Annotated in this window: 23 protein-coding genes, 1 tRNA gene, 1 pseudogene and 1 riboswitch; of the genes and pseudogenes, 8 read left to right on the top strand and 17 right to left on the bottom strand. The window is 46.3% G+C overall.

Annotated features, from left to right (window positions below; all coding sequences use genetic code 11):
* Positions 1-178: 178 nt before the first annotated feature.
* Positions 179-1,591, bottom strand: a complete 1,413-nt coding sequence (selA, locus tag FQV28_RS03020; RefSeq protein ID WP_146494124.1) for an L-seryl-tRNA(Sec) selenium transferase — start codon at positions 1,589-1,591, stop codon at positions 179-181.
* Between the two features lie 58 nt (positions 1,592-1,649).
* On the bottom strand, positions 1,650-3,560 hold the full coding sequence (gene selB / locus FQV28_RS03015; RefSeq protein WP_146494123.1) for a selenocysteine-specific translation elongation factor: 1,911 nt from the start codon (positions 3,558-3,560) through the stop codon (positions 1,650-1,652).
* Positions 3,561-3,701: 141 nt separating this feature from the next.
* Here selB and FQV28_RS19115 point away from each other — a divergent pair.
* The 7 genes from FQV28_RS19115 to FQV28_RS02985 all read left to right on the top strand — a co-directional run bounded on the left by FQV28_RS19115 (position 3,702) and on the right by FQV28_RS02985 (position 9,293).
* Positions 3,702-3,798 (top strand) — tRNA-Sec (locus FQV28_RS19115).
* A gap of 186 nt (positions 3,799-3,984) precedes the next feature.
* On the top strand, positions 3,985-4,980 hold the full coding sequence (locus FQV28_RS03010) for a glycosyltransferase family 4 protein (protein ID WP_186763770.1): 996 nt from the start codon (positions 3,985-3,987) through the stop codon (positions 4,978-4,980).
* Between the two features lie 53 nt (positions 4,981-5,033).
* Entirely contained in the window at positions 5,034-6,083 is a 1,050-nt protein-coding gene (selD, locus tag FQV28_RS03005; protein WP_186763769.1) for a selenide, water dikinase SelD, read from the top strand.
* An 83-nt stretch (positions 6,084-6,166) separates the two neighbouring features.
* The gene (gene phnD, locus FQV28_RS03000; protein WP_146494121.1) at positions 6,167-7,072 is read left to right on the top strand and encodes a phosphate/phosphite/phosphonate ABC transporter substrate-binding protein; all 906 of its coding nucleotides are present in this window, start codon (positions 6,167-6,169) and stop codon (positions 7,070-7,072) included.
* Positions 7,073-7,083: 11 nt separating this feature from the next.
* Positions 7,084-7,839, top strand: coding sequence for a phosphonate ABC transporter, permease protein PhnE (phnE, locus tag FQV28_RS02995; protein WP_146494129.1), 756 nt, complete (start codon positions 7,084-7,086; stop codon positions 7,837-7,839).
* A 14-nt stretch (positions 7,840-7,853) separates the two neighbouring features.
* The gene (gene phnC, locus FQV28_RS02990; protein WP_146494120.1) at positions 7,854-8,642 is read left to right on the top strand and encodes a phosphonate ABC transporter ATP-binding protein; all 789 of its coding nucleotides are present in this window, start codon (positions 7,854-7,856) and stop codon (positions 8,640-8,642) included.
* An 87-nt stretch (positions 8,643-8,729) separates the two neighbouring features.
* Entirely contained in the window at positions 8,730-9,293 is a 564-nt protein-coding gene (locus FQV28_RS02985) for a polysaccharide deacetylase family protein (RefSeq protein WP_255472777.1), read from the top strand.
* Positions 9,294-9,454: 161 nt separating this feature from the next.
* Here the strand turns inward: FQV28_RS02985 and FQV28_RS02980 are convergent, their stop codons facing one another.
* From FQV28_RS02980 to FQV28_RS02970, 3 genes are all read right to left on the bottom strand, one after another.
* Positions 9,455-9,658, bottom strand: a complete 204-nt coding sequence (locus FQV28_RS02980) for a thioredoxin family protein (protein WP_146494118.1) — start codon at positions 9,656-9,658, stop codon at positions 9,455-9,457.
* Positions 9,659-9,866: 208 nt separating this feature from the next.
* The gene (locus tag FQV28_RS02975) at positions 9,867-10,565 is read right to left on the bottom strand and encodes an aspartate/glutamate racemase family protein (RefSeq protein WP_146494117.1); all 699 of its coding nucleotides are present in this window, start codon (positions 10,563-10,565) and stop codon (positions 9,867-9,869) included.
* An 89-nt stretch (positions 10,566-10,654) separates the two neighbouring features.
* Complete coding sequence (locus FQV28_RS02970) at positions 10,655-10,897, bottom strand: hypothetical protein (RefSeq protein ID WP_146494116.1); 243 nt, start codon at positions 10,895-10,897, stop codon at positions 10,655-10,657.
* A gap of 142 nt (positions 10,898-11,039) precedes the next feature.
* Here FQV28_RS02970 and FQV28_RS02965 point away from each other — a divergent pair, with 142 nt between their 5' ends.
* On the top strand, positions 11,040-11,477 hold the full coding sequence (locus tag FQV28_RS02965; RefSeq protein WP_146494128.1) for an NUDIX hydrolase: 438 nt from the start codon (positions 11,040-11,042) through the stop codon (positions 11,475-11,477).
* Positions 11,478-11,542: 65 nt separating this feature from the next.
* Here the strand turns inward: FQV28_RS02965 and FQV28_RS02960 are convergent.
* From FQV28_RS02960 to FQV28_RS02900, 12 genes and pseudogenes are all read right to left on the bottom strand, one after another.
* Positions 11,543-11,695, bottom strand: a pseudogene (locus tag FQV28_RS02960) (SDR family oxidoreductase); the annotation flags it as partial.
* Between the two features lie 116 nt (positions 11,696-11,811).
* Positions 11,812-12,171, bottom strand: a complete 360-nt coding sequence (locus tag FQV28_RS02955; RefSeq protein WP_146494114.1) for a GNAT family N-acetyltransferase — start codon at positions 12,169-12,171, stop codon at positions 11,812-11,814.
* A gap of 43 nt (positions 12,172-12,214) precedes the next feature.
* Positions 12,215-12,631 (bottom strand): hypothetical protein, encoded by a 417-nt coding sequence (locus FQV28_RS02950; protein WP_146494113.1) that lies wholly within the window; start codon positions 12,629-12,631, stop codon positions 12,215-12,217.
* Between the two features lie 885 nt (positions 12,632-13,516).
* On the bottom strand, positions 13,517-13,714 hold the full coding sequence (locus FQV28_RS02940) for a hypothetical protein (RefSeq protein WP_146494111.1): 198 nt from the start codon (positions 13,712-13,714) through the stop codon (positions 13,517-13,519).
* Positions 13,715-13,802: 88 nt separating this feature from the next.
* Positions 13,803-14,276: a flavodoxin domain-containing protein gene (locus FQV28_RS02935; protein ID WP_146494110.1), complete on the bottom strand. Its 474-nt coding sequence runs from the start codon at positions 14,274-14,276 to the stop codon at positions 13,803-13,805.
* The gene (locus FQV28_RS02930; RefSeq protein ID WP_146494109.1) at positions 14,257-15,303 is read right to left on the bottom strand and encodes a ribonucleotide-diphosphate reductase subunit beta; all 1,047 of its coding nucleotides are present in this window, start codon (positions 15,301-15,303) and stop codon (positions 14,257-14,259) included. The genes FQV28_RS02935 and FQV28_RS02930 overlap by 20 nt, the downstream gene beginning before the upstream one ends.
* A gap of 13 nt (positions 15,304-15,316) precedes the next feature.
* Positions 15,317-17,599: a ribonucleoside-diphosphate reductase subunit alpha gene (locus tag FQV28_RS02925; RefSeq protein WP_146494108.1), complete on the bottom strand. Its 2,283-nt coding sequence runs from the start codon at positions 17,597-17,599 to the stop codon at positions 15,317-15,319.
* A gap of 178 nt (positions 17,600-17,777) precedes the next feature.
* A riboswitch (cobalamin riboswitch) is annotated at positions 17,778-17,954 on the bottom strand.
* Positions 17,955-18,139: 185 nt separating this feature from the next.
* Positions 18,140-19,411 (bottom strand): Nramp family divalent metal transporter, encoded by a 1,272-nt coding sequence (locus FQV28_RS02920; RefSeq protein ID WP_146494107.1) that lies wholly within the window; start codon positions 19,409-19,411, stop codon positions 18,140-18,142.
* A 326-nt stretch (positions 19,412-19,737) separates the two neighbouring features.
* Positions 19,738-20,514: a PAS domain S-box protein gene (locus FQV28_RS02915; protein WP_146494127.1), complete on the bottom strand. Its 777-nt coding sequence runs from the start codon at positions 20,512-20,514 to the stop codon at positions 19,738-19,740.
* 200 nt (positions 20,515-20,714) lie between these two features.
* On the bottom strand, positions 20,715-21,665 hold the full coding sequence (locus FQV28_RS02910; protein ID WP_146494106.1) for a DMT family transporter: 951 nt from the start codon (positions 21,663-21,665) through the stop codon (positions 20,715-20,717).
* Positions 21,666-22,015: 350 nt separating this feature from the next.
* Complete coding sequence (locus FQV28_RS02905; RefSeq protein ID WP_146494105.1) at positions 22,016-22,201, bottom strand: DUF3934 domain-containing protein; 186 nt, start codon at positions 22,199-22,201, stop codon at positions 22,016-22,018.
* Positions 22,202-22,350: 149 nt separating this feature from the next.
* Positions 22,351-23,043: a YflT domain-containing protein gene (locus FQV28_RS02900; RefSeq protein ID WP_146494104.1), complete on the bottom strand. Its 693-nt coding sequence runs from the start codon at positions 23,041-23,043 to the stop codon at positions 22,351-22,353.
* Between the last annotated feature and the right edge of the window lie 144 nt (positions 23,044-23,187).

The following is a 23,187-nucleotide window of genomic DNA, read 5'->3' as shown; positions in this document are numbered from 1 at the left end:
TGCTCCTGCGCAAGCTCGTCGCAAAGCTATTGGCCAAAATAACTTCGGCCAATAGCTTCGCAGCTGGTCGGCGAACTATCGGTTAAGGAATGCTCGCTCATACAACGTTAACTTTTCAACAAGCTGAAAAGGGTGGCACAGAATTGTGCCACCCTTTCGCTTTGAAATTATGAATTTTTTATCCAGTGACGCTAACTCCTGCAAACCCTTCGATCAAGGTTTGCACCTCTTCTTCTGCAATGGTTCTAAAGTCAATGCAGACTTGGTTGTCCTGAATGCGTGCAACAATTGCAGGCTCCGATGCTCTTAGTTTATCCGCTAATTCCTGTGCAGTCAGTTCAGGGTGGGTGATTGCCGCTATTTGAGTGGGAAGCTCAACACCAGGCATTGTACCGCCGCCAATCTGCGAAGTGCTTTCCTTCAGCTCGATACCGTAAGCTTCTGTCTGCCTACTCAATTCCTGTACAAACAGTTCCGCTTGCCGCTTGATCATTTCAAGCGGACGAACAACATCCCTGGCCGTCGGCAGTTCCATGATGGCTTCTTCTCCCGACAGATAGGCCTTTAACGTTTCCTCAAGAGCAGCAAACGTCAGTTTATCCACTCTCAGCACGCGCGCCAACTGGTGTTTTTTCAGTTGGTCGATGATTGCCTTTTTTCCGGCGATAATGCCTGCTTGCGGCCCGCCGAGCAGTTTGTCCCCACTGAACGAGACAATGTCGACACCGGATTGGATCACTTCCCGGACAACCGGTTCATCTCCGATGCCATGCTTCTTAAAATCATACAAAGCCCCGCTCCCGAGGTCTTCGTAAAACACTACATTATCGTGATTGTTCTTGAGTTCCACAAGTTCTTCCGTCTCTACTGTTTCAGTAAATCCTACCATCAGAAAATTGCTGGTATGGACTTTCATGATCATGGCAGTTTCTTCCGAGAGCGCTTTTTCATAGTCGAACAAATGTGTTTTGTTGGTTGTACCGACTTCCACTAAGCGTGCTCCGCTTTCTTCCATGATGGAAGAAACGCGGAAAGACCCCCCGATTTCAACGAGCTGCCCTCGGGAAACGATCACTTCTTTGTTTTTAGCCAATGCACTCAATACAAGAAAAACTGCCGCTGCGTTATTGTTAACAACCATAGCAGCTTCTGCGCCAGTCGCCTCTTTTAGCAAATCCTCTATAATATCATGCCGGGAACCGCGTTTACCTTCCTCAATCCGGTATTCCAGATTCGAATAATTGCGTGCCGCTTTGGCCACATGCTCCACTGCCCGCTCACTGAGGCGAGCGCGGCCCAGATTGGTGTGCAGGACGGTACCGGTTCCGTTGATCACTTGCTTCAGGCGGTCTTCCTGCCATTTCCCAGCCTTCTGTTCGATGTTGCCAAAAATCAACGCAGTAAAATTTGCGTCCGCTGGAGAAATTTTTAACTTGCCTTCCAAGAGCTGATTCCGCAAGTTGCTGATTTCCTGCTGGACAAACTTTGTGGTTTGCTGATGATTCAATTTATAGTCTGCCATTATAGCTTCAAAGCGAGTGTCTTTTTGCAATTCATGGATGGGCGGAATTTGGCGCAAATATTCTTTCATCCTCTCATCCTCCCTTTTCCGGCAAACGGGTTGCCGTTTTATCTGCTGCAATCCGGTTTCAGCGAAGGCCCCCTCTAGCCGTCCATTGCCGTTTGTCCTCAGCACGCGTAGTGATGTTTAACTGGTCAAGCAACTCTAAAAACGGAATCAAGTATTTTCTCGAAAGATTCAGTGAATCTTTTGCTTCTTTTAATCCGAACTCCGCTTCCGTCTCCTCCTGCAGTTTTGCAACCGCCGCATCAACCGCCGAGCGGTGAATCAATGCATCTTCCATAAAGCGGTAGGCTTGTTTTGTATGAAGCAGAAAAGCCGGAAGTTCGGATATTTCGGCTTTCGGTATCGGTGTGCCAGCCACGTAGTCTTCCCATTTCTTCGCTTGCACGCCGTCTTTTTCAAGAGCCGCAATAATGCCCTCCATCCGTGTCTTCCACTGCTTTGGCAAATGCGGTTCGAAATTGCCGGCCGCCATAAATTGCTCCGCTTTTTTCACGTCGCCTTGTTCCCACATCTTTTCCAGCGCATATTCGATGAATGGTTTTGGGTATGCGCTGCTGAACGTTTGCACCAATTCCGCTTTGCTCATGCCTACGCGCATCGAATATTCCTCATGGTAGCCTTGCAGCCGTTCCAGAATCTCGTCTTTCAGCTTGGTGAACGTCTTTGACAAACCGTACTTACGGGAAGAAATCTCCAAGATTTTCTCTTCTTCAATGCCTTTCGCAAGGGTTTCCAATAGCAGCCCTTCATCAAGAGATGTTTGCTGGATCAATTGCTTGACGTCCAATAAAATTTGTTTCGCCAATACATCTTCAATCAAATCGTCCGGCGAACCTTCTTTCATATCACGCAGCATGTTGATCGTTTCTTCACCAAATCGATATTTTCCGCCTTTTGGCTGGATGACCCAGCCCCCGCCTAGAGTTTCTACAGGCGTTGGCCGCCGTAAAATAAACCGATCGCCGCGCCGGACGACCACTTCCTCGTCCAAACGGATTTGACAGAGTACTTCTTCATCTGTCCGCTCTAATTCATTGCGGTCGAAAAAGACGATTTTGCCCATCACTTCGGAAGTCCCGACATGCACCTTCACCGGCGCCCGTTGTTTGATAGGCGAGAAATTTTCATTGATCAGTTCCATGGCGACATCAATGGTATCCGTGACCAAAAAGTGGTCGGATGCCACCAGCACATCCCCTCGGCTGATTTCATCCTTGTCGACACCTCCAAGGTTGATGGCTGTCCGTTGCCCGGCACGCGCTTGTTCCTGCTCTTCGTGATGCACTTGGATTTGGCGCGCTTTCACTTTTTGCCCTTTCGGCAACAGCGTCAATTGGCTGCCTTTTTGGACGACGCCTTCGTAGATCGTTCCTCTGACGACTGTGCCTTGCCCTTGGACAGTGAATACTTGGTCAATCGGGAGGCGGAACGAACCATAGGCATCCCGGAATTTCACTTTTTTCAATTGGCCGAAAATCGTTTGCTTCAACTGTTCGATGCCTTTGCCGGAAATGCTGTCGACTAAAACATAAGGAGCCCCGTCAAAAATGGTCCCTTCCAGCCGGTCGCGGATATCCTCGGTCGCCAACTCAAGCATTTCTTCATCAACGCGGTCGATTTTTGTAATGGCCACAATGCAATGCTCGATGCCGAGAAATTGCAGAATCTCCAAATGCTCCTCAGTCTGCGGCATGACGCCTTCGTCCGCCGCCACTACCAAGACAACTAGATCGATTCCCGCTACACCGGCAATCATCTGCCGGATAAACCGTTCATGCCCCGGCACGTCAACGATGGAGACATGAGCCCCGTTTTCTGTCTGCAGTGGTGCGTAGCCGAGCTCGATGGAGATGCCCCGTTCTTTTTCTTCTTTCAGGCGGTCCGTGTCCACATTCGTCAGCGCTTTGGTCAGCGTCGTTTTCCCGTGGTCAATATGCCCCGCCATGCCAATCGTAAAATACGTATCGCTCATTTCCTCACATGCTTTCTTTGAGTATTGGTATCTTTACTTTAATCTTCGCGCCAAGCGGTTTCAAGCAAGTTGTCCCTTAGTCTTGAGCAAGGTTCTTGCGAATCTCTTTTTTTCGGTATAAACTTATCTTTGCTTGAACATGGGGTTGGTTGGGTGACTGGTGTCCTCCTGGGTCTTCAAAACCCTGAGGGGCCTGCGTGCCAGGCTCGGTGGGTTCGATTCCCACACAGTCCCGCCATACATAGAAAACCAAAAGCCGTCTTTGACGGCTTTTTTTATTTACCGGCCATTTTTTCTTTTCCTATATATAGGCAAGATAAGTGACAAATTAGCCTGAATTCATGATAATTAATGGAGAAAGTGCGTTGTTGCTTATGCCTAGCTGAAGTTTCCCAAAAATAGAGTTGCCAAAGGATTGAATCACATGAAGATAGTACTTGTTTCGCCGAATTATCCGCAGCCGCGCGGCAATACCGTAACGGTGGAACGGATTGCGGCGAACTTAGGAAAGCTGGGCGTTGAAACTGAAATCGTCTCTTCTACCGATGAGCCGGTTCCTGTTCGGCTGCCAGATGCCGATTTGGTTCACGGATTCCATGCCCACCGTTTTTATAAATTTATGGAGCAGCTTGTTGAACCGCCCCATCGCTATGTGGTAACAATGACCGGCACTGATTTAAATGTGGATCTTTTCCAACCCGAAAAACGCCAGGATGTCCTCACCGCTTTGGAAGGAGCCGCCGCCATCCATGTGTTTGATGAAAAAGCAAAAGCGGTATTGATACAAGAAGCTTCACACCTTTCTCAAAAGATTTTTCCAATTGCACAAGGGAACAGCGAATTTCCGGACGCTGCTTCTCTTGCCGAAAAGGAGCCCGGCACATTCCTGTTTATGCTTCCCGCAGGCATCCGGAAAGTCAAAAATGTTCCAGCCGCTATCGGTATGCTTGAGAAGCTGCGCGCCAGTTATCCGGAACTCCGCCTTTGGCTTGCCGGGCCGGTTCTTGAAGAATCTGAAGGAATGCTGGTCGGAAGCTTAGTGGAGCAGCATAAAGATTGGATTCGCTATCTTGGTGCTGTGCCGCATCCGCATATGGGCCCGCTATACAGGCAAGCCGACGTGGTGCTGAACTCTTCCCTCTCGGAAGGCCAGCCCGCTGCCATTTTAGAGGCAATGGGCTATGGGCGTCCTGTCCTTGTCTCCAACATCCTGGGCAATGACGGCATTGTCTCTCATGAAGAAAACGGCTTCTTATACAGCAACGAAAACGAATTTCTTGCTTATGCCGAACTACTCATGAATAATTACGAAGTGAGAGAAAAAATGGGGCTCCAAGCAAAAAAACACATTGCCGAGCACCATTCAAGCATCAACGAAGCTGAGGCTTTGCTCGCTATTTACAGAAGCATCTTAAAATAAAGCCCGGTTTTAGCAGAATGAACTTAAATTGAACAAAAAAGGAGAGAATACAGATGGCAGAAAAAGAAATGGTACGTTTAACTTCTTTATCTACTAAAGGTGGTTGAGGCTGCAAAATTGGTCCTGAGGACCTGGCGCAGGTTCTGCGCCATTTACCGAGAAATGTAGAAGACCCTAACTTGCTCGTCGGACTGGATACAGCTGATGATGCAGGTGTTTACAAAATCAGTGACGAGGTTGCACTCGTCCAGACATTGGATTTCTTTACCCCGATCGTCGACGACCCTTATATGTTCGGCCAAATCGGCGCTGCCAATTCATTAAGCGATGTGTACGCGATGGGCGGCAAGCCGCTGACAGTCATGAATATTGTCGCTTTTCCGATCAACACATTGGATAAAAGCATCCTTGCTGAAATTTTGGCAGGCGCTTCCGACAAAGTAAAAGAATCCGGCGCCACTTTAGTCGGCGGACATTCCATCGATGACCAGGAGCCGAAATTCGGATTATCCGTTACAGGAACGATCCATCCGGATAAAATCCGTTCGAATGCCGGCGCTAAGCCGGGCGACCGACTGATTTTAACCAAGCCGATCGGAGTCGGTATTTTAACGACTGCGATCAAGCAAGGCATTTTGCCAGAAGAAGATTTAAACGAAGTGATGACTGTCATGGCGACGTTGAATAAAACAGCCGCTGAAGTCATGGCGAATTATTCTGTTAACGCGTGTACCGATGTAACCGGGTTCGGCCTTCTTGGCCACACAATGGAAGTCGCAAAAGGCGGAAACGTCGGTGTCACTGTGTCCAGCGAAGCTGTCCCTGTGCTTTCAAAAGCCAAAGAACTTGCGGAACAAAACGTCATTCCAGGCGGAACCCGCAAAAACCTCAAATGGCTTGCTGGCGATATTGATTACGCTGACAGCGTCAGTGAAATTGACCGCCTGATCCTTTGTGACGCAGTCACTTCCGGCGGCTTGCTCATTTCCGTGCCCGAAGCCGAAGCTGAAGCGCTTCAACGCGAATTGCTCGAGAGAAATGTGCAATCCGCCATCATCGGAACCGTTACCAGCGAAAACACCGGACGGATTCAAGTTATTTAATCACAAGGGCTCTTCACAGGGCCCTTGTTTTACCATTGTGGCGGAAAACCACTAAAAAGAGAAAACGTAAAGAGGTTTTTGTTATGAAAAAATCGAGTATTTTATTTGCTTTGATGCTGATTCTAGCACTGTTCCTATCCGCGTGTGGCAGCTCAGAAAGCGGCGGCAGCGAAGAGCAAGGCGCTGAAGAAAAAGAGGCATTTACAATTGGTGTCATTCCCGCTCAAACTGAAGGCGAGATGAATACCGCTATGGAGAAATTGCAGGAGTTGCTGACTACTGAATTGGACCGTGAAGTAGAAATTGAAGTTTATCCAGATTACAACGGTGTAGTGGAAGCGATGAACTACGACCAAATCGATATGGCGTATCTTGGGCCATTGACTTTCGTCATCGCTGAAGCGAACAGCAACGCCAAAGCAATCATCACGCAGCTGATTGACGGCAAGCCATATTACCATTCTTATATCATCACGCATACAGACAACCCGTGGAACACACTTGAGGAACTGCTTGCGGATTCCAAAGAAGTCGACTTTGCGTTCGGTGACCCGAATTCAACTTCAGGCTCGTTGATTCCTTCAATCGAATTGCAGGAACGTGGCGTTTACAAATCGGAAGACGATAATGAATTTGCTACCGTGCGTTTCACCGGTTCCCACGATGCGACAGCGCTTGCCATTCAGAACAAGCAAGTGGATGCGGGAGCAATCGACAGTGCCATCTATGACCAGTTGGTTGAATCCGGAAAAATTGAAGGCGACCAATTCAAGACCATTTGGGAATCTGAAGAGTTGTTCCAATACCCTTGGGCAGTTCTTGAAAGCACAGACGACGCAACCGTGAAAAAATTGCAGGAAACGTTCCTGGCGATTGAAGATCCGGAAATCCTGAATGCATTCGGGGCGTCCGGCTTTACAGAAGCCACCAACGCAGACTATGAAAGCATCAAACAAGCAGCGATCAAGCAGGGAATCATTAAAGAATAGAGTTGATCATGGTGTGGTTTAAAAAAAGCAATATTATCACAGTAGTGATACTCCTCGTATTCATTTATCTGAGTATGAGGCTGACAGAATTCGATCTTACGAAATTCAAAGATTTCCGCAACATGATCGACTTCTTGTCGCAGTGGTTCCCGATGGACTTCTCACTGCTGCCGGCGATGGTGCAAGACACGCTGGAGACGCTCGCGATGGCGTTTTTGGGAAGCGTGCTGGGCCTTGTTATCGCCCTGCCGATCAGCTTTTTGGCTGCGCGCAATACAGCCCCGTCCAAAGCGCTTTTCCAGATTACGAGAGTCGGGCTCAGCTTTGTCCGGTCGATTCCTGAAATCGTCTTTGGATTGATCCTGCTGACGACACTCGGACTTGGACCATTTCCAGCAGTGATCGCCATCATGTTCCATAATATCGGCGTTTTCGGAAAACTGATCTCGGAATTGATCGAAGCGGCAGATCCGGGTCCGCAAGAAGCGATGAAAGCGGTCGGTGCGAAAAAATGGATTGCTTATCTGTTTAGCATTATGCCGCAGATTTGGCCGAATGTTCTTTCGCAGTTTTTCTACCGCTTTGAAGTTGCAATCCGCACTTCGCTTATTCTCGGATTTATCGGCGGCGGCGGTATCGGACAGCGGTTGTTCAACGACTTTAAAACGTTCCAGTACTCTTCCGTTTCGCTTGATGTATTGATTATTATGGTTATGGTTATCCTCATCGACTTTTTAGCCAGCTATGTCCGGAACCGGATCATATGAAGGAGGCGCTCAACATGATTGAAGTTAAGAACTTGTCCGTCCAGTATGCCGGAAACAATGCAGAAGCACTTTCCAATGTTAGCCTGACATTGAACAAAGGCGACTTTATCTGTGTCCTTGGGAAAAGCGGTGCCGGCAAATCCACTTTCATCCGCTGCATTAACGGACTTCAGATACCAAGCAGCGGCGAAGTTTGTTTGGACGGGAAAGTATGTTTAGATCCGGATTATGTTTCCCGTGCAAAGGAAGAAGAGCTGCGGAAAGTGCGCCGGGAAATGGGCATGATTTTCCAGCATTTTAACCTGATTCCCCGATTGAGTGTGCTGCAGAACGTTTTGACTGGAACATTCGGCTACCGGTCATCTTTTAAAAACTTGATCGGCTGGTTTTCCCATGAAGAACTTGAACTTGCCAGAAAAGTGATTGCGGAAGTCGGATTATCGGATATGATTGACCGCCGGGTCGAAAACTTGAGCGGCGGGCAAAAGCAGCGAGTCGGAATCGCGCGTGCCCTTGTGCAGCAGCCGCGGATATTGCTTGGAGATGAACCGGTCGCAAGCCTCGATCCGGGCACTTCAAATCGCATTTTCGCGTTGCTGAAAGAAATGCATGAACGGCTTGGGTTACTTACAGTCATCAATGTCCATGACGTCGACTTAGCCAAACGCTACGCTACCCGAATTATTGCTTTGCATAATGGAGAAATGATCTTTGACGGCCCTCCAGAGAAATTTACTGAAGAAGAATATCATGCTACGTACGGATCCAAATCTGAGAACTCCTTTTTCGGCGCTGGAATCTAATCGCATAAGGGGATGAATCAAATGATGAAAAGTCCTTGAGCAGTTGATAACACCAGAGTCGTGTACGACTCTACCAATGAAAATGTCGTGACCAAAAGCGAAAGCCCCGGTAAAAAATCCGTTGTTCTAACGTTCGATGATGGCCCGAGCCGGCTATTGCCCAAGTTTCTTGATGTGCTGAAGCAGGAAAATGTGCCGGCCATATTTTTCTGGCAAACGCGCCTGCTGCACTCAAAAAGGCCGTGGCAGCGCGTGCTGGACGAAGGGCACATCATCGGCTCCCATACCGTCAAACACCGCAATTTGGTCGAACTGACCCAAGAAGAGCAATACGAAGATATCAAAAGCAGCATTGCGGCTATCGAACAGATCACTGGAAGCAACGTCCGCTTTTTCCGTCCGCCGTATGGGCAGTTCAATGCTGATACACTTGAAGTGACAGATCGATTGAACGTAACGCCGGTCATGTGGAAAATCGCCTCAATGGACTGGGAGCTGAAAAATGACCCGGAACAACTGATTGCCAACGTTGCCGAGAACTTGGAGGACGGCGCAGTGATTTTGCTTCATGAGCTTCCGCAAACGCTCGAGGCCCTTCCTGCATTGATTGCGGCGATCAAAGAACGCGGCTATGGATTTAAATTATTGTAAAGCTATACAAAAAAGGTGCCTTGAGGCAGGTTCACAAATTGTGAACCGCCTTCAAAGGCACCTTTTTCTTAGATTATTAAGATAGTATAAATTTTTAGCTTGTGGATAGCCTGCATGTGTCCAGACTCCAGCGCCCTTCTACACCGGAACTTGCGATTTCCTTAAGACTGCGCAAATTCCTTGACCGGTTCTTCCGGAATAAAACCAACCGAGCGTTTTACTTCTTCCCCGTTTTTGATCAAAATCAAGGTCGGGATGCTTTGCACACCAAATTTTTGGGCTAGATCCGGAGCTTCATCCACATCCACTTTGTAAAAATCGACTGAATCAAGTTGTTCAGCTACGCTTGAGACCACCGGTCCCAAATGACGGCAGCTTGGTCACCAATCCGCTGTAAAATCGAGGACAAACGGTTTTTCCTGATTCTCTGTAAGTGCAATAAAATCTTCAGACTTGATCGCTTTCACCATGCTTATACCTCCCTTTAATGAATTCTTATCGTACTCTTTCAGTATAAACTTTTTGGGGCTTGGCCTTAACTATTCTGCCTGCAAGCCCAATATGGGCCGATTCTCATTCACTGAACATGGCTTCAATAATCTTCTTTATGTGAATTTCAGTCGTGTTCAATTGAGGAATCGCCAAATCTTCCGGTTTGAAGATCAGCGGCAGCTCGGTGCAGCCTAAAATCAGCCCTTCGATGCCATCCCGCTCCACCATCTTGGCGACAATGCCTAAAAACGCCTGTTTCGTTTCTTCCTCGACAACGCCTTTCTCAAGTTCACTGACAATCTTTTCGTGAAGATATTGCTGTTCTGCAGGTTCTGGCACGACAATGGTTTTACCGCCCGCAAGAAACGGCTTTTGAAAAAAGTCATTTTCCATTGTGAACTTTGTTCCAAAAAGCCCGATTTTCTCCAATCCCAGCTCTTTTGTGCGATTGTATGTCTCTTCGACAATGCTGATCATCGGCACTTCAACCCGCTGCTGCACTTGCTCAAACACAATATGGGATGTATTTGCCGTTAAAACAACAAAGTCAGCTCCTGCTTTCTCAAGCATCCGGACGGCCTCTGTTAAATAATCCGCCAACCCTTCTGTCTGATTGTTCTCCAGCAATGCGAAAATCTTGTACATATTGATGCTATTGATCAAAAGCTCGGGCAAGTCTTCGCTGCTGCCAGCTTTCTCTTGATATTCCGAGATAATCGACTGATAGTAATCAACTGTCGATTCCGGTCCCGTGCCGCCGATGATTCCAAGCTTTTGCATAATACACTCCTCCAGTAACTTCCGTTTGCCATCTACCCTAACTCTATTTCGAATAGAGCTTAATTTTTTATATTCGCACTCATCACGCTTTATTCGTCATCTTCATCGGGTACATTTAAAAATTTTATCGTTTTAAATCCTGGAATTACTTTATAGCTGATGCCCCAATTATTGTTGATGACTTCAAACTCCGATTCTTTGACGGTGAAATGCATCACGACATCGCTGTCCTCATCAATGACGATGTAAGCATTATCATTGGAAAAAACCTTGAATGTTTTATGCGCAATCAAAGTCCATCCACATTTCAACCCATGGCTTTTATTTCCCATTTCTGCACCCCCTCCTCGGATTATAGCTGATTTTAATAAATTTTGTGATTGTTTTTCGAATATTTTTATTTATCCATCACATTTATCAGTTATGATTAAATAAATGGAAATAAAATGAAGAGGTGGCTTGCAGGTGGAGAAAATGAAGTTTGGTAAACCGCTGGATGGAGTGGACTATCAATTGCGAAAAGGCGTATATGCCGTCATCTTCAATGCCGCTAAAGATAAAGTAGCGACAGTAAAAACTCCCAATGAACGTTATTTTCTGCCTGGTGGAGGTATCGAAGAACAAGAACTTCCCGAAGAAAGCCTTAAAAGGGAGCTGTTAGAGGAAACTGGCCATGCGATTGCAATTGGACCATTTATTGGAACGGCCATGCGCTTTTTCCATTCCAGAAAAAATGGTCCCATGTTGAATGACGGCTATTTTTATCTGGCGACTCTAGAAGAAAAAGTGCAGGAACCGACAGAAGCTGATCATGCGTTGACTTGGGTGCCGGTCAGTCAAGTGCAACGGCTGCTTGTCCATGAACACCACCATTGGGCGGTAACGGAAGGACTAAAGGCAAAGTATAGTTAGTGGCCACGAAAAAAAGACTTTTCCCGTGAAAAGTCTTTTTTGGATTCTTCCTTTAGCCAGCTAAATTATTGCGCTGTATAGCCGCCGTCGATCATAAGGGTGGTACCTGTCACAAAATCATTTTCGCATAGAAATACAATTGCATGCGCTACTTCTTCCGGACGGCCTAAACGCCCGATTGGGTGCTTTGCAACCAGATCGCCGTAAAATTCCCCCAAGCTTCTCCTGTTTGCAAAAAGCTCCCTGCTAAATGCTTAAATGCCTAAAAAATTTAACACAAAAAGGGTATGACCCTGTTTTTACAAACCGGAATCCCTTTTGGCGAATTTAAAGTTTAACTTGCAGTTAGCTCTTTCATGCATTTGTTCATAAATTCTTTCGTCGCTTCTGTGGTGCGCATTTCCCGCTGCTGCATCAATTTCTGGATTTTCTCAGCCATCAAGTGCCCTAAACCTTCCCCCCGGAATGAAGGAAGAATTGAAATATGATGGACAATGAAGTAACTGTCTTTAACCTCTACACCGATTAAACCGATATAACTTTCTTCTATTTTCAAAAGATACAATTGCCAATCAGGATCTTCTCCATACCGGCCCATTGTCTGTTGCAAAGCTTTTACATTTTTTTGTTGAGGCATTAATGACAATAAACCCATAGCGATTTTTTCGCATGACTTCTTGTATCTGACTAGCATTTTAGTTCATCCTCGATTCGATTTATTATGAATTTCACTCGATTTAGTTTATATACATTTCTTTGCTTTCTTCTTCAATTGTCTCCAAAGCAGCTGACAGCCGTTGGGCAAAATCTTCCGGCGGCTCTTTGGATTCCATATAAAAGCAGACAATGTTGGGACCCGCCTCGACACGCTGCTGGTAATGGCTTGGCAAAGGCAACGGATATTCAATAAGAGTAAACGCGAATGCCGCCAACTCTTCCGGCAGAAGATAAATAACTGCTCTATTTAATGCACAACCATCTTCTTTAAGTTTGGCGAATGAGATATCGAAATCCAATGTGCGTTGGAAGTACGTGCTGCTTGCAGGAATCGTTAAAGACCTTTGCTTTTTGACTAAGCACTCGCTCCCAAGCAATTCGCATTCCGCTTTCATGAGCATCCCCACTTTTTCTGCAACTAACTCCAATCGATCCATCTCAACCATTCCTCCTAATTTATCAACCGAATGTCCTGCCCATCCCCAATTAATGTGGTGTGAACGGATGTACAGTAAGGACATCTGTTGTATCGGCTTTCTCTTTTTAGCCGTTCCACATATTTGGGACAATTCGTAAATTCACGTTCTGAGACAGGCGTTCCTATAAAACCACAACGATCCCCCGCAAACTTCTGCAAGTGAATGCTTTTCTTGTTGTGATCAATAAAAAAAGTCATCTATTCCGCTCCTTTATTCGGTTAAAAATCAACAAAAAAACGCCGAAAAGAATTTTTAAATTCTCTTCGGCGTTGTTTACAGCACTAGTGTCTGTCACATTCAACCAAATGATCCAATTATTTATTTTTTAAAGAGCAATACTCTTATGTTCTTATCAAAGTCGAAAACACTATTGTTTTTCGATTACTTATAGACTACTAAAGGCATTTAAGAAAGTAAAATCTTTTGCACTAGTCCCTTCTACAAAATATCTTTTTTTGATAAGAATCCGAAAATTAAAGGAGCTATTTTTACGATTCCCCTATTTTTTTACTTTTAAACTTTCTTGCAATAAATTTAGCCTGTAAAAAACAGCGATAGTTTTTGTTGAAATGCAATTCGTATCTTTCTCCTGCTCATTTCCGAAATTTTTTGAATAGCTGATCAGAATTTAAATCCATAAGCATTTGCAGCCCAAGATTAAAAAAAGCCGGCATGCCGATTGCTTATTCTCCCTGTATCCGTGGAAAGGAAGAGAAATTTTCAAGCAAGTTTGCCGCAAAGGCTGGGCCTTTTCATTCCGCTAAAATCTTTTCATGTTAAAGCAAACAACCAAAAAAGCGCCCATAAAAGCAGTTGCTTTTATGGGCGCTTCCATTCGGCCCGTTAATCTTCTTCCTCGGAATCCGGTTCGCCTTCTGCATCGTCTATGTCATCTTCAGGGATGATTTCTTCTTCGCCTTCTTCAGGAGTTACATCGATGTCTTCATCCACGGGCGTTTCGTTTTCTGCGTCACCACAGGCCACTAGCATGCCAACTGAAAGAAGTGCTGCCCTAAGCTGCATTCGTTTGGTTAGCGCCATTTGGATACACCCCCAAATCGGTTTGAATAAAGCCGAAATTGCCGTTTCAGTCTTTTTATACCCGATTGGCATTTATATACACGCAGAATTAATTCGTGACTACCTTATCTTCCGTTTTTCTAAGGACAAGCGAAACAAATTTCTCACACTTTCCCCGGTCTTCGTCTTGTGGCATCAATTCGATCTTCAAAGTTGCCGCCAAGCTCGTATGCACATACAGCATATCCCGGAAGCGATTGACCGCCCCGCAAAATTCGGCGAAAAAACTATCGCCCGTACCGAATACTGCCGTCACCAATTCTTTTCGCTGAAGATTTTCAAAGGCCTCAAACAAATCCCGCATTTCTTTTGGAATTTCCCCGCTGCCCCACGTATATGTGCCGATCAAAACTGCATCATAGCGTGAAAGTTCCGCTAGCGGAAAATCTTCCACACGCCATACTGTTGTGTCAGCAGCTGCGGATTTTGCGGATTCTTCTAAAATATGGGCAACCGCTTCCGTGTTTCCAGTCACCGACGCGTAGACTATGGCCAGTTTTTTCTTACAGTTCGTCGAAGCCATTCGACTGCGACACTTTTGAATAAGTTCTCGACTTCTGCTCAAAAAAGTCTGATTTCGTGTCGTTCATCATGTCATCGCCGAATACCTGAATCCAAGGCATCGGGTTGTTGCGCTCTTCATATAAATTGTCCAATCCAAGCTGGCGCAAGCGTTTGTTTGCCAAGTATTCCACGTAGCCCTCAAACTCTTCCAGATCAAGCCCTTGAATATCCGCCAAAATATAGTGCGCCCACTCTTTCTCCAGTTGAACCGCCTGATTGATGGCATCGTACACATATTGGATATTCTCTTCCGTATTCAGCTCAGGATTTTCCGTAAGCATGATGCGGATGAACTGTGAAATGAAATAAGCGTGCTGCATTTCATCTCTTTGGATATAGCTGATCATCGTGCTTGTCTTCAGCATTTTCTGCTGGCGTGCCAAGTGATAGAAAAAGGCGAAGCCCGCATAAAAATAAATGCCTTCGAGATTGATCGAGTTGACGCTCAAACGGAACAATGTCTGAGGCGTCGGATTTTGCCGGAACTCTTCATAGGCATCCAAAATCAGGTTGTTCCGCTTTTGGACGATTGGATCGCTCTTAGCTTGGTTAAAGCGGGCATTTTGTTCGCTTATTGAAACGAGTGAACTCAGGATGTAGGAGTACGATTCGTTGTGAACCGCCTCCTGCTGAGAAACAACCGCAAAAATCGCTTTGAAGCTCGAATCCGTAACATAATCCATTGCTTGGCTCATCGTCGGCGTCTGCAGGCTGTCGAGTGATGCAAGCTGGGTATTGATGCGCAGGAACACGTCTTTTTCCACGTCCGTCAATGAATCCCATTGCTTGATGTCGTCTTGCATATTGATTTCCTGGGCTTTCCAGAAATTCGACAACAGCGTTTGGTAAAGATCGTACATTTGTGGGTAAGCAATATCGTTCCAGTTTAAAAGTCCGGAAGATTCCCCGTTCAAGATGCCGGTGGATTTATTTGGCTGCTCCGGATTGAGCAATTTAATCTTTTTTAAAGGTGCATGTATCGACATTGGTATTCCTCCTTTAGCTTTGGCAAGCTTCGCATTCTTCAATTTCTGCCTGCGATGTGCTGCGCACGTAATATGTCGTTTTCAGTCCTTGCTCCCACGCTTCAAAATGCAAAGTCAGCAAGTCTTTTGCTTTGATGGTGTGCGGCACATAGAAGTTGAAGCTTATTGCCTGGTCGATATGGCGCTGGCGTGCAGCGTTCTGGCGGATGCTCCAGTTCTGGTCAAGCACATGGCGTGCACGGCGGTAATAGTCGTACGTATTGTGGTCAAGGTCCGGTGCAGTCACTTTGAATTTGAAGTTTTTCTTTTCCTCTGCAAATTCTACGGCATACAACGGATCGATGCCGTCTGTCGAGCCGCCGATTTTCGCCGTCGACGAGTTTGGTGCCACTGCCATCATCCAGCCGTTGCGCACACCTTTCGCTGCGACTTCTTCTTTCAATGCCGTCCAGCGCTCGCTATTGTAGCCTTTGCGCTCAAAATATTCTCCCGTAGCCCATTCGGAACCTTCGAATTTTTTGTATGCCCCTTTTTCTTCTGCCAATTCCATTGAAGAGCGAATGGTATGATAGGCAATTTCTTCATACAGCTTGTCCGCGAATTCCACAGCTTTTTCAGTTTCCCAGTGAATTCCTTCAAGCGCCAGCAAATGGTGCCATCCGAATGTCCCAAGCCCTACGGCACGGTATTTCTTGTTTGTAGCGTCAGCTTGCCCTACGGAAATTGTATTTAAGTCGATAACGTTATCAAGCATGCGCATTTGAATCGGGATCAACCGATCCAGCACTTCCGCTTTTACAGCACGCGGCAAGTTGACTGATGACAAGTTGCAGACGACGAAATCGCCAGGTTTGCGGATCATTACAAGATTACCGTCTTCATCTGTATATTCTTTTGTAATAGTTGTAGCAGACATATTTTGCATGATTTCGGTACACAAGTTACTGCAGAAAATTGACGTACGGCCTTTGCCGTTCAAATGCTTGTTCGGGTTTTGGCGGTTGACTTCATCGCGGTAGAACATATATGGTGTGCCGGTTTCAAGCTGTGATACCATGATACGTGCCATGATATCCATCGCCCGGTAGGTTTTTCTTGGCAATAACGGATGGTTAGCGGCTTCTTCGTATTTTTCCGTGAAATGTTTGACATCCCGCTCATCGTAAAAGTCTTCCAACCCTAACGCTACGCCAGACTCGTCTTTCCATCCCATGGTCGTTTTGACTTGATGCGGGCAGAATGTATGCCATTCTCCGATGCTGCGGCCGTTTTCGTCGGTTTCACGCAGTTTTTCCATAAACAAATCCGGAATCGAGACGCCCGTGAAAATATCATGCGCTTTGCGGCGTTCGTCGCCGTTGTTGGTTTTCAAATCCAAGAAGCCGTTCATGATGTCTTTATGGAACACATCCAAGTAGATGGCCACTGCCCCTTGGCGCTGGCCAAGCTGATCAACGCTGACTGCCGTGTCGTTGACAAGGCGAATCCACGGGATGACGCCGGAAGAATTGCCTTTGAATTTTTTGATATCGGAACCGAGCGCCCGAACTTTTCCATAATAGACGCCGATGCCGCCGCCGTCTTTGCTTAGTCGCGCAATATCCCAGTTGTTCAAATAGATGCCGTCCAAAGAATCATCCACTGTATCGATAAAGCACGAAGACAGCTGGCCGAAGCTTTTGCCGGCATTCGACAAAGTCGGCGTTGCCACCGTCATATATAAATTGCTCATCGCCCAATAAGCTTCTTTTACAAGAGCAAGGCGCTGTTCTTTCGGTTCTTTTTGCATGAGCGTCATAGCGATGACCAGAAAGCGCTCCTGCGGCAATTCGAACAAATTACCTTCGTAATCTTTCGCTAAATAGCGGTCCGCCAAGAGAAATAAGCCGATATAATTGAACAGCAAGTCCCGCTCAGGGCTGATTTCGGCGCCGAGTGCGTCGATTTCTTCTTTCGTGTAAGCTGCAAGCAGTTCGCCGGAATAAATACCGATACGTGAGAGTTCTTCGACCAGCCCATAAAAGTCGCCGTATTTAGTGGAAACCTCATAGTTCCGGCTCTTTGCCGCCTTTTGATACAAGCCGTCCAAATACAGTTCCGCTGCAACAAAGGTCCAGTTCGGCTCCGCCATCGAAATCTGATTCAAAGCATAGAGCATGGACCGTTCCGTTTTTGTTGAAGAGTCCAACCCTTCAATCTGTGCGCGCAATGGCACTATATCCAATTTATGTATTTCAGCCGCCCGTTCGAGTGCTTTTGCCACCGTGTCCATTTCCGTATCGGTTTTGATGTTCATGTCAGACCAGCTCCTTCGTAAATTCTTTTGTTTTTCATCCCTATTTCCCCAAAATAAAACACCCTGATCCTCATGGGAGAGCCAGGGTGTAAACGCAGAATATTCCAGTGGAAAACAGCCTGTCCCGGCTGTTCCACACAGAGTACCTTCGTTATACTTCCCAGCTCCCGGAGAAGATCATTAACTGATAATAGTGGCAGGTCTCCTGGCTCGTGCGTCATCCTCCGCTATCTCCTTCCCGTCTTTTCGACAGTGGATTGTGATAGCTCGTCAGCACTTACAGTTGCGGGTACAGCTCCGGTTTTAACGGATTCCCTATTAAGCCTTTTCAGGCACCATCATTATTGGTTTCACTATATATAGTGTTTATACTTATACAATTTACTAAATAGTGTATTTCTAAACTATAAACTAGTTCTTTTTCTTTTACAAGCCACTATGCTAAAACCAAAAATTCAAAAAAGTTCCGAAAGCTCAGCAGTAGCTTTCGGAACTTTTTTTGGCTTCCCTTGTTTGTCCAGTAACTACCAGCCTTTCAATCTAGAACAGTCCGGCTAACTCAATCGCACCGAGTACCACGAAGACAACGACACATGCCGTTAAAATGACATTGGTGACCCAGCCATTCTTAAATCCTTTCTCAACCCGGTTTGAATTGAGCAACAGCATGAGGCTAATCGCTAGAAACGGCATAAACAACGCACCAAGTGCACCATACAAGATAACGAGAAGTACAGGACGGCCGAAAAACAGAAGCAGCATAGGCGGAAACGTCAGCCAAAGAAGGTAAAACCGGTATGCCGGGTCTTCTTTGGATACCCGCCGATCGGAAACCGCCCCATTTTTGCGCATCATCCGGACAAAGTCTGCAAACAAATAGGGCACGCCATTCCAGACGCCGAGCAATGAAGAGAACGCTGCAGACCATGCACCGATTAAAAATAGCCAGCGGGCAATCGAACCGAATTCCGCACTGTACAAGTTGGACAGCGTAACCAGCCCTTCTTCTCCGTCAATTTCGATTCCGGTGCCAAATAAGAATTCCGCTCCGATGACCAACAGGGACAACGTAAAAATGGCAGTAACGATATAGCCGACAGCAGAATCCAATCGCATCATGGGAATCCAGGATTTCCCCGCCCAATCCCTTTCACGGATCCAGTAGCCATATGAGGCCATTGTAATTGTCCCCCCTACGCCGCCAAGCAAGCCCAAAACCAGCAGCATCGAACTGCCGCCAGTCCGAGGAACAAAACCGCTCACAATGTTTCCGATATCGGGAAGAAGAATGATCGCGGAGCCGACCACCGTGATGAACATGAGGCCAACCATAAATGTCATCACTTTCTCAAATAATTTATAATGCCCAAGCAAAACTAAGGCAAGTCCGGCCAAGCCATGAACAACCGCCCAAGCCCATAACGGCAGTATAGGAAACATGGTGACCATCATAATGGCGCTTGTGGACATGGCGGCAGCGCCGTAACTGAATCCCCAAATGATGGTGTAGACCCCGAAATAACCGGTTGCCCATTTCCCAAGCGAATGCCAGCCTTCAAGTATGGTTTTTCCTGTGGCCAGCTGCCAACGCCCCATTCCTTCTGTAAAGTAAAACTTGAATAATGAACCGAGCAGAATCGCCCACCCCAACGTTGTCCCAAATGCGGCACCGGCAACTAGGGCAGCAATCAAGTCACCGGTTCCCACTCCTGTCGCAGCCGTCACAAACCCCGGCCCCACCAATTTGGCTTTCTCTTTCAACGTACTTGGTACAACAGGTGACGATTTTTCAGTGTTCTGGACTATGGCCATCTCACAACCTCCCTGCAAGTATTTTATTTTGGCAGATGAAATGATCATTTCTGCGAATACCCAAGGCTAAATTTCTGTGAATGGTTGGCCGCCTCATAGTTGAGAAACACTTTCTCGTGCAGATTCTGGCCAATGAATTTACAACGCTTCTCTACTTTTCATTTATATGTGGTTCTGGAACAGATTGTTTACTTTATTATAATACGCCACTCTTCCTTTGTTTCATTATTCCGATAATTTAATGTTCAAAAAAACCTAACTTCTTTAGTTGGCCAGGTTCTATTTGACGACGGATCGAACGAAGTATCTTCTGCCCGGTCCCATCGTTATTTGGTTGGAATGAGCATTCTTAATGCCTGTTTAACCGTTGCCTTGGTTGTAAGGGTTGTGATATCCGGGCAAACTTCCACAGCTTTTTGGGCTAACTCCGGCCGAAGTCCGGTAAAGACGGGTGAAATGCCAAGCATTTTTAGCACTGCATTGATTTTATAGAGGTAATTGATCACGACTCCATCGATATTGTAGATACCAGAAACATCGATAATCAAAACCTGCAGGTGATGGCCTTGAACTTTTACTGGAATGATTTCCAACAATTGCTTGCAGCGGTCTCCGTCCATAGACCCGACCAACGGCAATACAGCAATTCCATCAAAGACAGGCACGATTGGCGTGGCGATTTCGTTTTTCAATTCCATCAAATCCCGTTCCAATCGCTTGTGGCCGGTAAGGTCCCGAATAACGGATTGAATAGCTTCTGTTTCCCCGAATAGAACAGGATGGCTGTATAATTCCACGTCGGAGGCGGTTCCATCAAATCGGCGGACGGCAGTTTCAATCAATTCCCCGATTTTCCGCTCTTCTGTACCGGCTCGTACGCGTTCAGTAATCAATTCACGGTATTCTTCCGTAAAAATATCCACCACACTCGCCCCGATAATGGCATCTTTATCTGCTTTAAAGAACTCGGCTCCCGCTTTGTTTATATATAGTACTTTGTAATTTGAGTGAACAATTGTAGGTTCATATGAATATTCAATAATCTGGCGGTATATCGCTTCTTTTTCAATGGCGGTCAGATTTTTATCGGAAGAAGGCTGCATCACTTACTCCACTCCTTATGAACTATCCTTTTTTTTACAAGGATACACCTAATGATTAAAAAATTACACCCTTTTAATAAGAATCCGCATACTTTTAAAAACAAAATCAACTGCAAAAATAAACTGAACCGGCTGATGTGCTTTGCTGGTCTGAAAACAAAAAACGTACTGGAATCCAACTTTCCAGTACGCATGGTGCATCAGCTTTTGGCCCTTCCAACTTTTTCTTCTTTTCTTCTGCCTGCCGCCATGTCGATTTTTCGTTTCCACCAGTCTTCTACTGTGCCCGAACCGAAAAGCACACCCCCGACAATAAGGAGTAGTCCCACTAAATGATTTTGATTGATGCTTTCCCCCAAAAAAATCACCGAACCTAGTAGAGCGAACAATGTATTCAAGTTCATGAAAATAGCGGCTTTTGGCGGTCCGACTTCCCCTACTGAATGGTTGTAACTCATATGGCCCACTCCTGTCGCCAAGATGCCGGAAGCCACTATCAATAACCAAAATGTCGTGTCCATGGCGCCAAACATCTTCCATTGTCCCGGTTCCAAAAGAAAACCGATCACAAATAATCCAACCGAGCCAATCAATAGCATATAAGCAGTTAGCAGCCGCGGGTCCAACGTTTTAGCAGCTTTCGTAATGACAACAAAGCTTAACACTTGGCTAATAATGGCTAATAAAACATAGCCATCCCCAATTGAGATATCGCTCAGCCCCTTGCCGCCCGCTAAGATGGTGGCTGTTACGCCCAGTACTCCCATTCCAAATCCCAGCCACTGCCATTTGGAAGGGCTCAATTTTAATAGCAGGAGGCTGAATATAGCAGTCATGATGGGTCCTATCCCCAGGATGAGGCTTGCATTCGTCCCCGAAGTGAGCGCCAACCCAAGAGAAATGAAAGAATGGTGGATGACCACATTCAGCAATGACCCGCCAACTATATACGCCCACTCTTTCTTTGCCGGTTTTCTGGCAAGGCCCATTGCGTGCAAAAGTATGAACACTGTAACACCGGCAAGAAAAATTCGAAGCGATGTCATGGTCACCGGCCCCATTTGGACAGTTAAGTATTTTAAGGCAGGAAGATTCATCCCCCAGATAAACATGACCATAACCAAAATCAAATACAATTTGAGATGGTTCATCCAACCCCTACTTTCTTTTCTGCATTTCAAATCAGAATAAGCGCATCTGTATGTCACGTTAATCTGCTTTTCTCTCGCAATTTCCAAGCGGTAACTTTACAATACCACCTCAAAAAAATACAAAACTCCAAACAGAGGCAGCTGCGATTCGATAAATCAGCGGCTATATCGACCAATTCTTGGCTTGAAAGATTTCCATATAGCAATTTAATGACAGTTTACCGATTGGTGCAAGCAACCAGCCCATACATACCTACTCGTTTTTCCAATAAAGAAAAAAGCACTCCCACCCGCTTTCCAGGTCGAAATGCTTTCTTAATGAAAGTGCTTATATAATAGGGCAGTGCCGTTTATCCATCCACCCATTCAGTAGCTTTTTCCTTGGCTGTTTCATTGCCTTTTGGCTCTTCTTGCCGTTTGTTTCCTTTACTCGTATAAGGTTTGGCACTTTTGGCTTTGTTGGCGCCGGCTTTCCATCGGTTCCAGCCTTTTTTGCCCGTTCCTTGCCCTATTCCGCTCTTCTTTTTCTTCGTCATTTCTATCACTCCGATACTTTCCTGACTTTATCGCATGAAAATCAACTTTATCACAACCGGCGCCTTACAGATAGTGAATTTTCCGGCAGCATCGCTTCATTTGCTGCAAAAAGCCATTCTGCAGCAAGAATGGCTTCGATTTCTCTCTATTATAAGCCAGCAGGCCCTCTTTTTCTGATTTCATCGGTGTCGCTTCCCAGACTCGTATCTCGGCTGTTATCGTGGAGGTCATTGTCAATGATGGCATCCGGTCCCGTTGAATCACGGTCATTTCTTCTGAACAAACCGCTTCCTTCAGCATCGCGGTCACGTCCGCCGAATAGCCCTGTGCCCGCTGGATCCTCATCATTGCCGCCGTGCGCGTCTCTACGGAAATCTTCCGAGCCACTACGATCCGCGAGCGAATTGCCATGCTCTTCCGCTAACACCAAAATCCGCCCTTCATCGAAATGCCGTCCATATTCTTCGGCTTCATCATCCGGCACTCCCATTCCGATCAAGGCCCCGGCCAAGCCGCCAGCCCCGGCTCCGGCTGCTGCACCCATCAAACCGGCAGCTACCGGCCCCGCAGCGACAATTGGACCGATTCCGGGAATTGCGAGGGCGCCCATACCAGCCAAGACGCCGCCTAATCCGCCAAGCGCCCCTCCTGCCGTAGCCCCTGTCGCAGCTCCTTCCACAAAATTCGTATCCGTTTCGCCCGCTACCGTTTCGGTTTCTTGTTTGTCTTTGCTAAGCACCGAAATATCCTCGGAGTTGTACCCTTGTCTTTTCAGGTCTTCTATCGCATTGATCGCTTCGTTCTCGGTATTAAAGGAACCCACTACTCTTTTCTGAGACATCCTTACCGCCTCCCTAGGCTTTAATTTTTCCAATGCATAGTTTTGGACTGTTTTCCCCTTATATTACAAATTAAACTTCTGATTTTTATTGTATTTAATTTGCGGATATCTTCATTTATAAAATTTTTTTGATATTAATAAACA

It is taken from the genome of Planomicrobium sp. CPCC 101079 (genome assembly GCF_007859275.1).
In the GTDB taxonomy this organism is placed as follows: Bacteria; Bacillota; Bacilli; order Bacillales_A; family Planococcaceae; genus Planococcus.
Note: the sequence above shows the minus strand (reverse complement) of the source record. Positions and strands in the feature narration are given on the sequence as shown.

Coding starts and splice junctions, on each gene's coding strand:
- selA (WP_146494124.1), bottom strand. CDS start 1,591: ATGAAAGAATATTTGCGCCAAATTCCGCCCATCCATGAATTGCAAAAA.
- selB (WP_146494123.1), bottom strand. CDS start 3,560: ATGAGCGATACGTATTTTACGATTGGCATGGCGGGGCATATTGACCAC.
- FQV28_RS03010 (WP_186763770.1), top strand. CDS start 3,985: ATGAAGATAGTACTTGTTTCGCCGAATTATCCGCAGCCGCGCGGCAAT.
- phnD (WP_146494121.1), top strand. CDS start 6,167: ATGAAAAAATCGAGTATTTTATTTGCTTTGATGCTGATTCTAGCACTG.
- phnC (WP_146494120.1), top strand. CDS start 7,854: ATGATTGAAGTTAAGAACTTGTCCGTCCAGTATGCCGGAAACAATGCA.
- FQV28_RS02975 (WP_146494117.1), bottom strand. CDS start 10,565: ATGCAAAAGCTTGGAATCATCGGCGGCACGGGACCGGAATCGACAGTT.
- FQV28_RS02970 (WP_146494116.1), bottom strand. CDS start 10,897: ATGGGAAATAAAAGCCATGGGTTGAAATGTGGATGGACTTTGATTGCG.
- FQV28_RS02965 (WP_146494128.1), top strand. CDS start 11,040: ATGAAGTTTGGTAAACCGCTGGATGGAGTGGACTATCAATTGCGAAAA.
- FQV28_RS02955 (WP_146494114.1), bottom strand. CDS start 12,171: ATGCTAGTCAGATACAAGAAGTCATGCGAAAAAATCGCTATGGGTTTA.
- FQV28_RS02950 (WP_146494113.1), bottom strand. CDS start 12,631: ATGGATCGATTGGAGTTAGTTGCAGAAAAAGTGGGGATGCTCATGAAA.
- FQV28_RS02940 (WP_146494111.1), bottom strand. CDS start 13,714: ATGGCGCTAACCAAACGAATGCAGCTTAGGGCAGCACTTCTTTCAGTT.
- FQV28_RS02935 (WP_146494110.1), bottom strand. CDS start 14,276: ATGGCTTCGACGAACTGTAAGAAAAAACTGGCCATAGTCTACGCGTCG.
- FQV28_RS02930 (WP_146494109.1), bottom strand. CDS start 15,303: ATGTCGATACATGCACCTTTAAAAAAGATTAAATTGCTCAATCCGGAG.
- FQV28_RS02925 (WP_146494108.1), bottom strand. CDS start 17,599: ATGAACATCAAAACCGATACGGAAATGGACACGGTGGCAAAAGCACTC.
- FQV28_RS02920 (WP_146494107.1), bottom strand. CDS start 19,411: ATGGCCATAGTCCAGAACACTGAAAAATCGTCACCTGTTGTACCAAGT.
- FQV28_RS02915 (WP_146494127.1), bottom strand. CDS start 20,514: ATGCAGCCTTCTTCCGATAAAAATCTGACCGCCATTGAAAAAGAAGCG.
- FQV28_RS02910 (WP_146494106.1), bottom strand. CDS start 21,665: ATGAACCATCTCAAATTGTATTTGATTTTGGTTATGGTCATGTTTATC.
- FQV28_RS02905 (WP_146494105.1), bottom strand. CDS start 22,201: ATGACGAAGAAAAAGAAGAGCGGAATAGGGCAAGGAACGGGCAAAAAA.
- FQV28_RS02900 (WP_146494104.1), bottom strand. CDS start 23,043: ATGTCTCAGAAAAGAGTAGTGGGTTCCTTTAATACCGAGAACGAAGCG.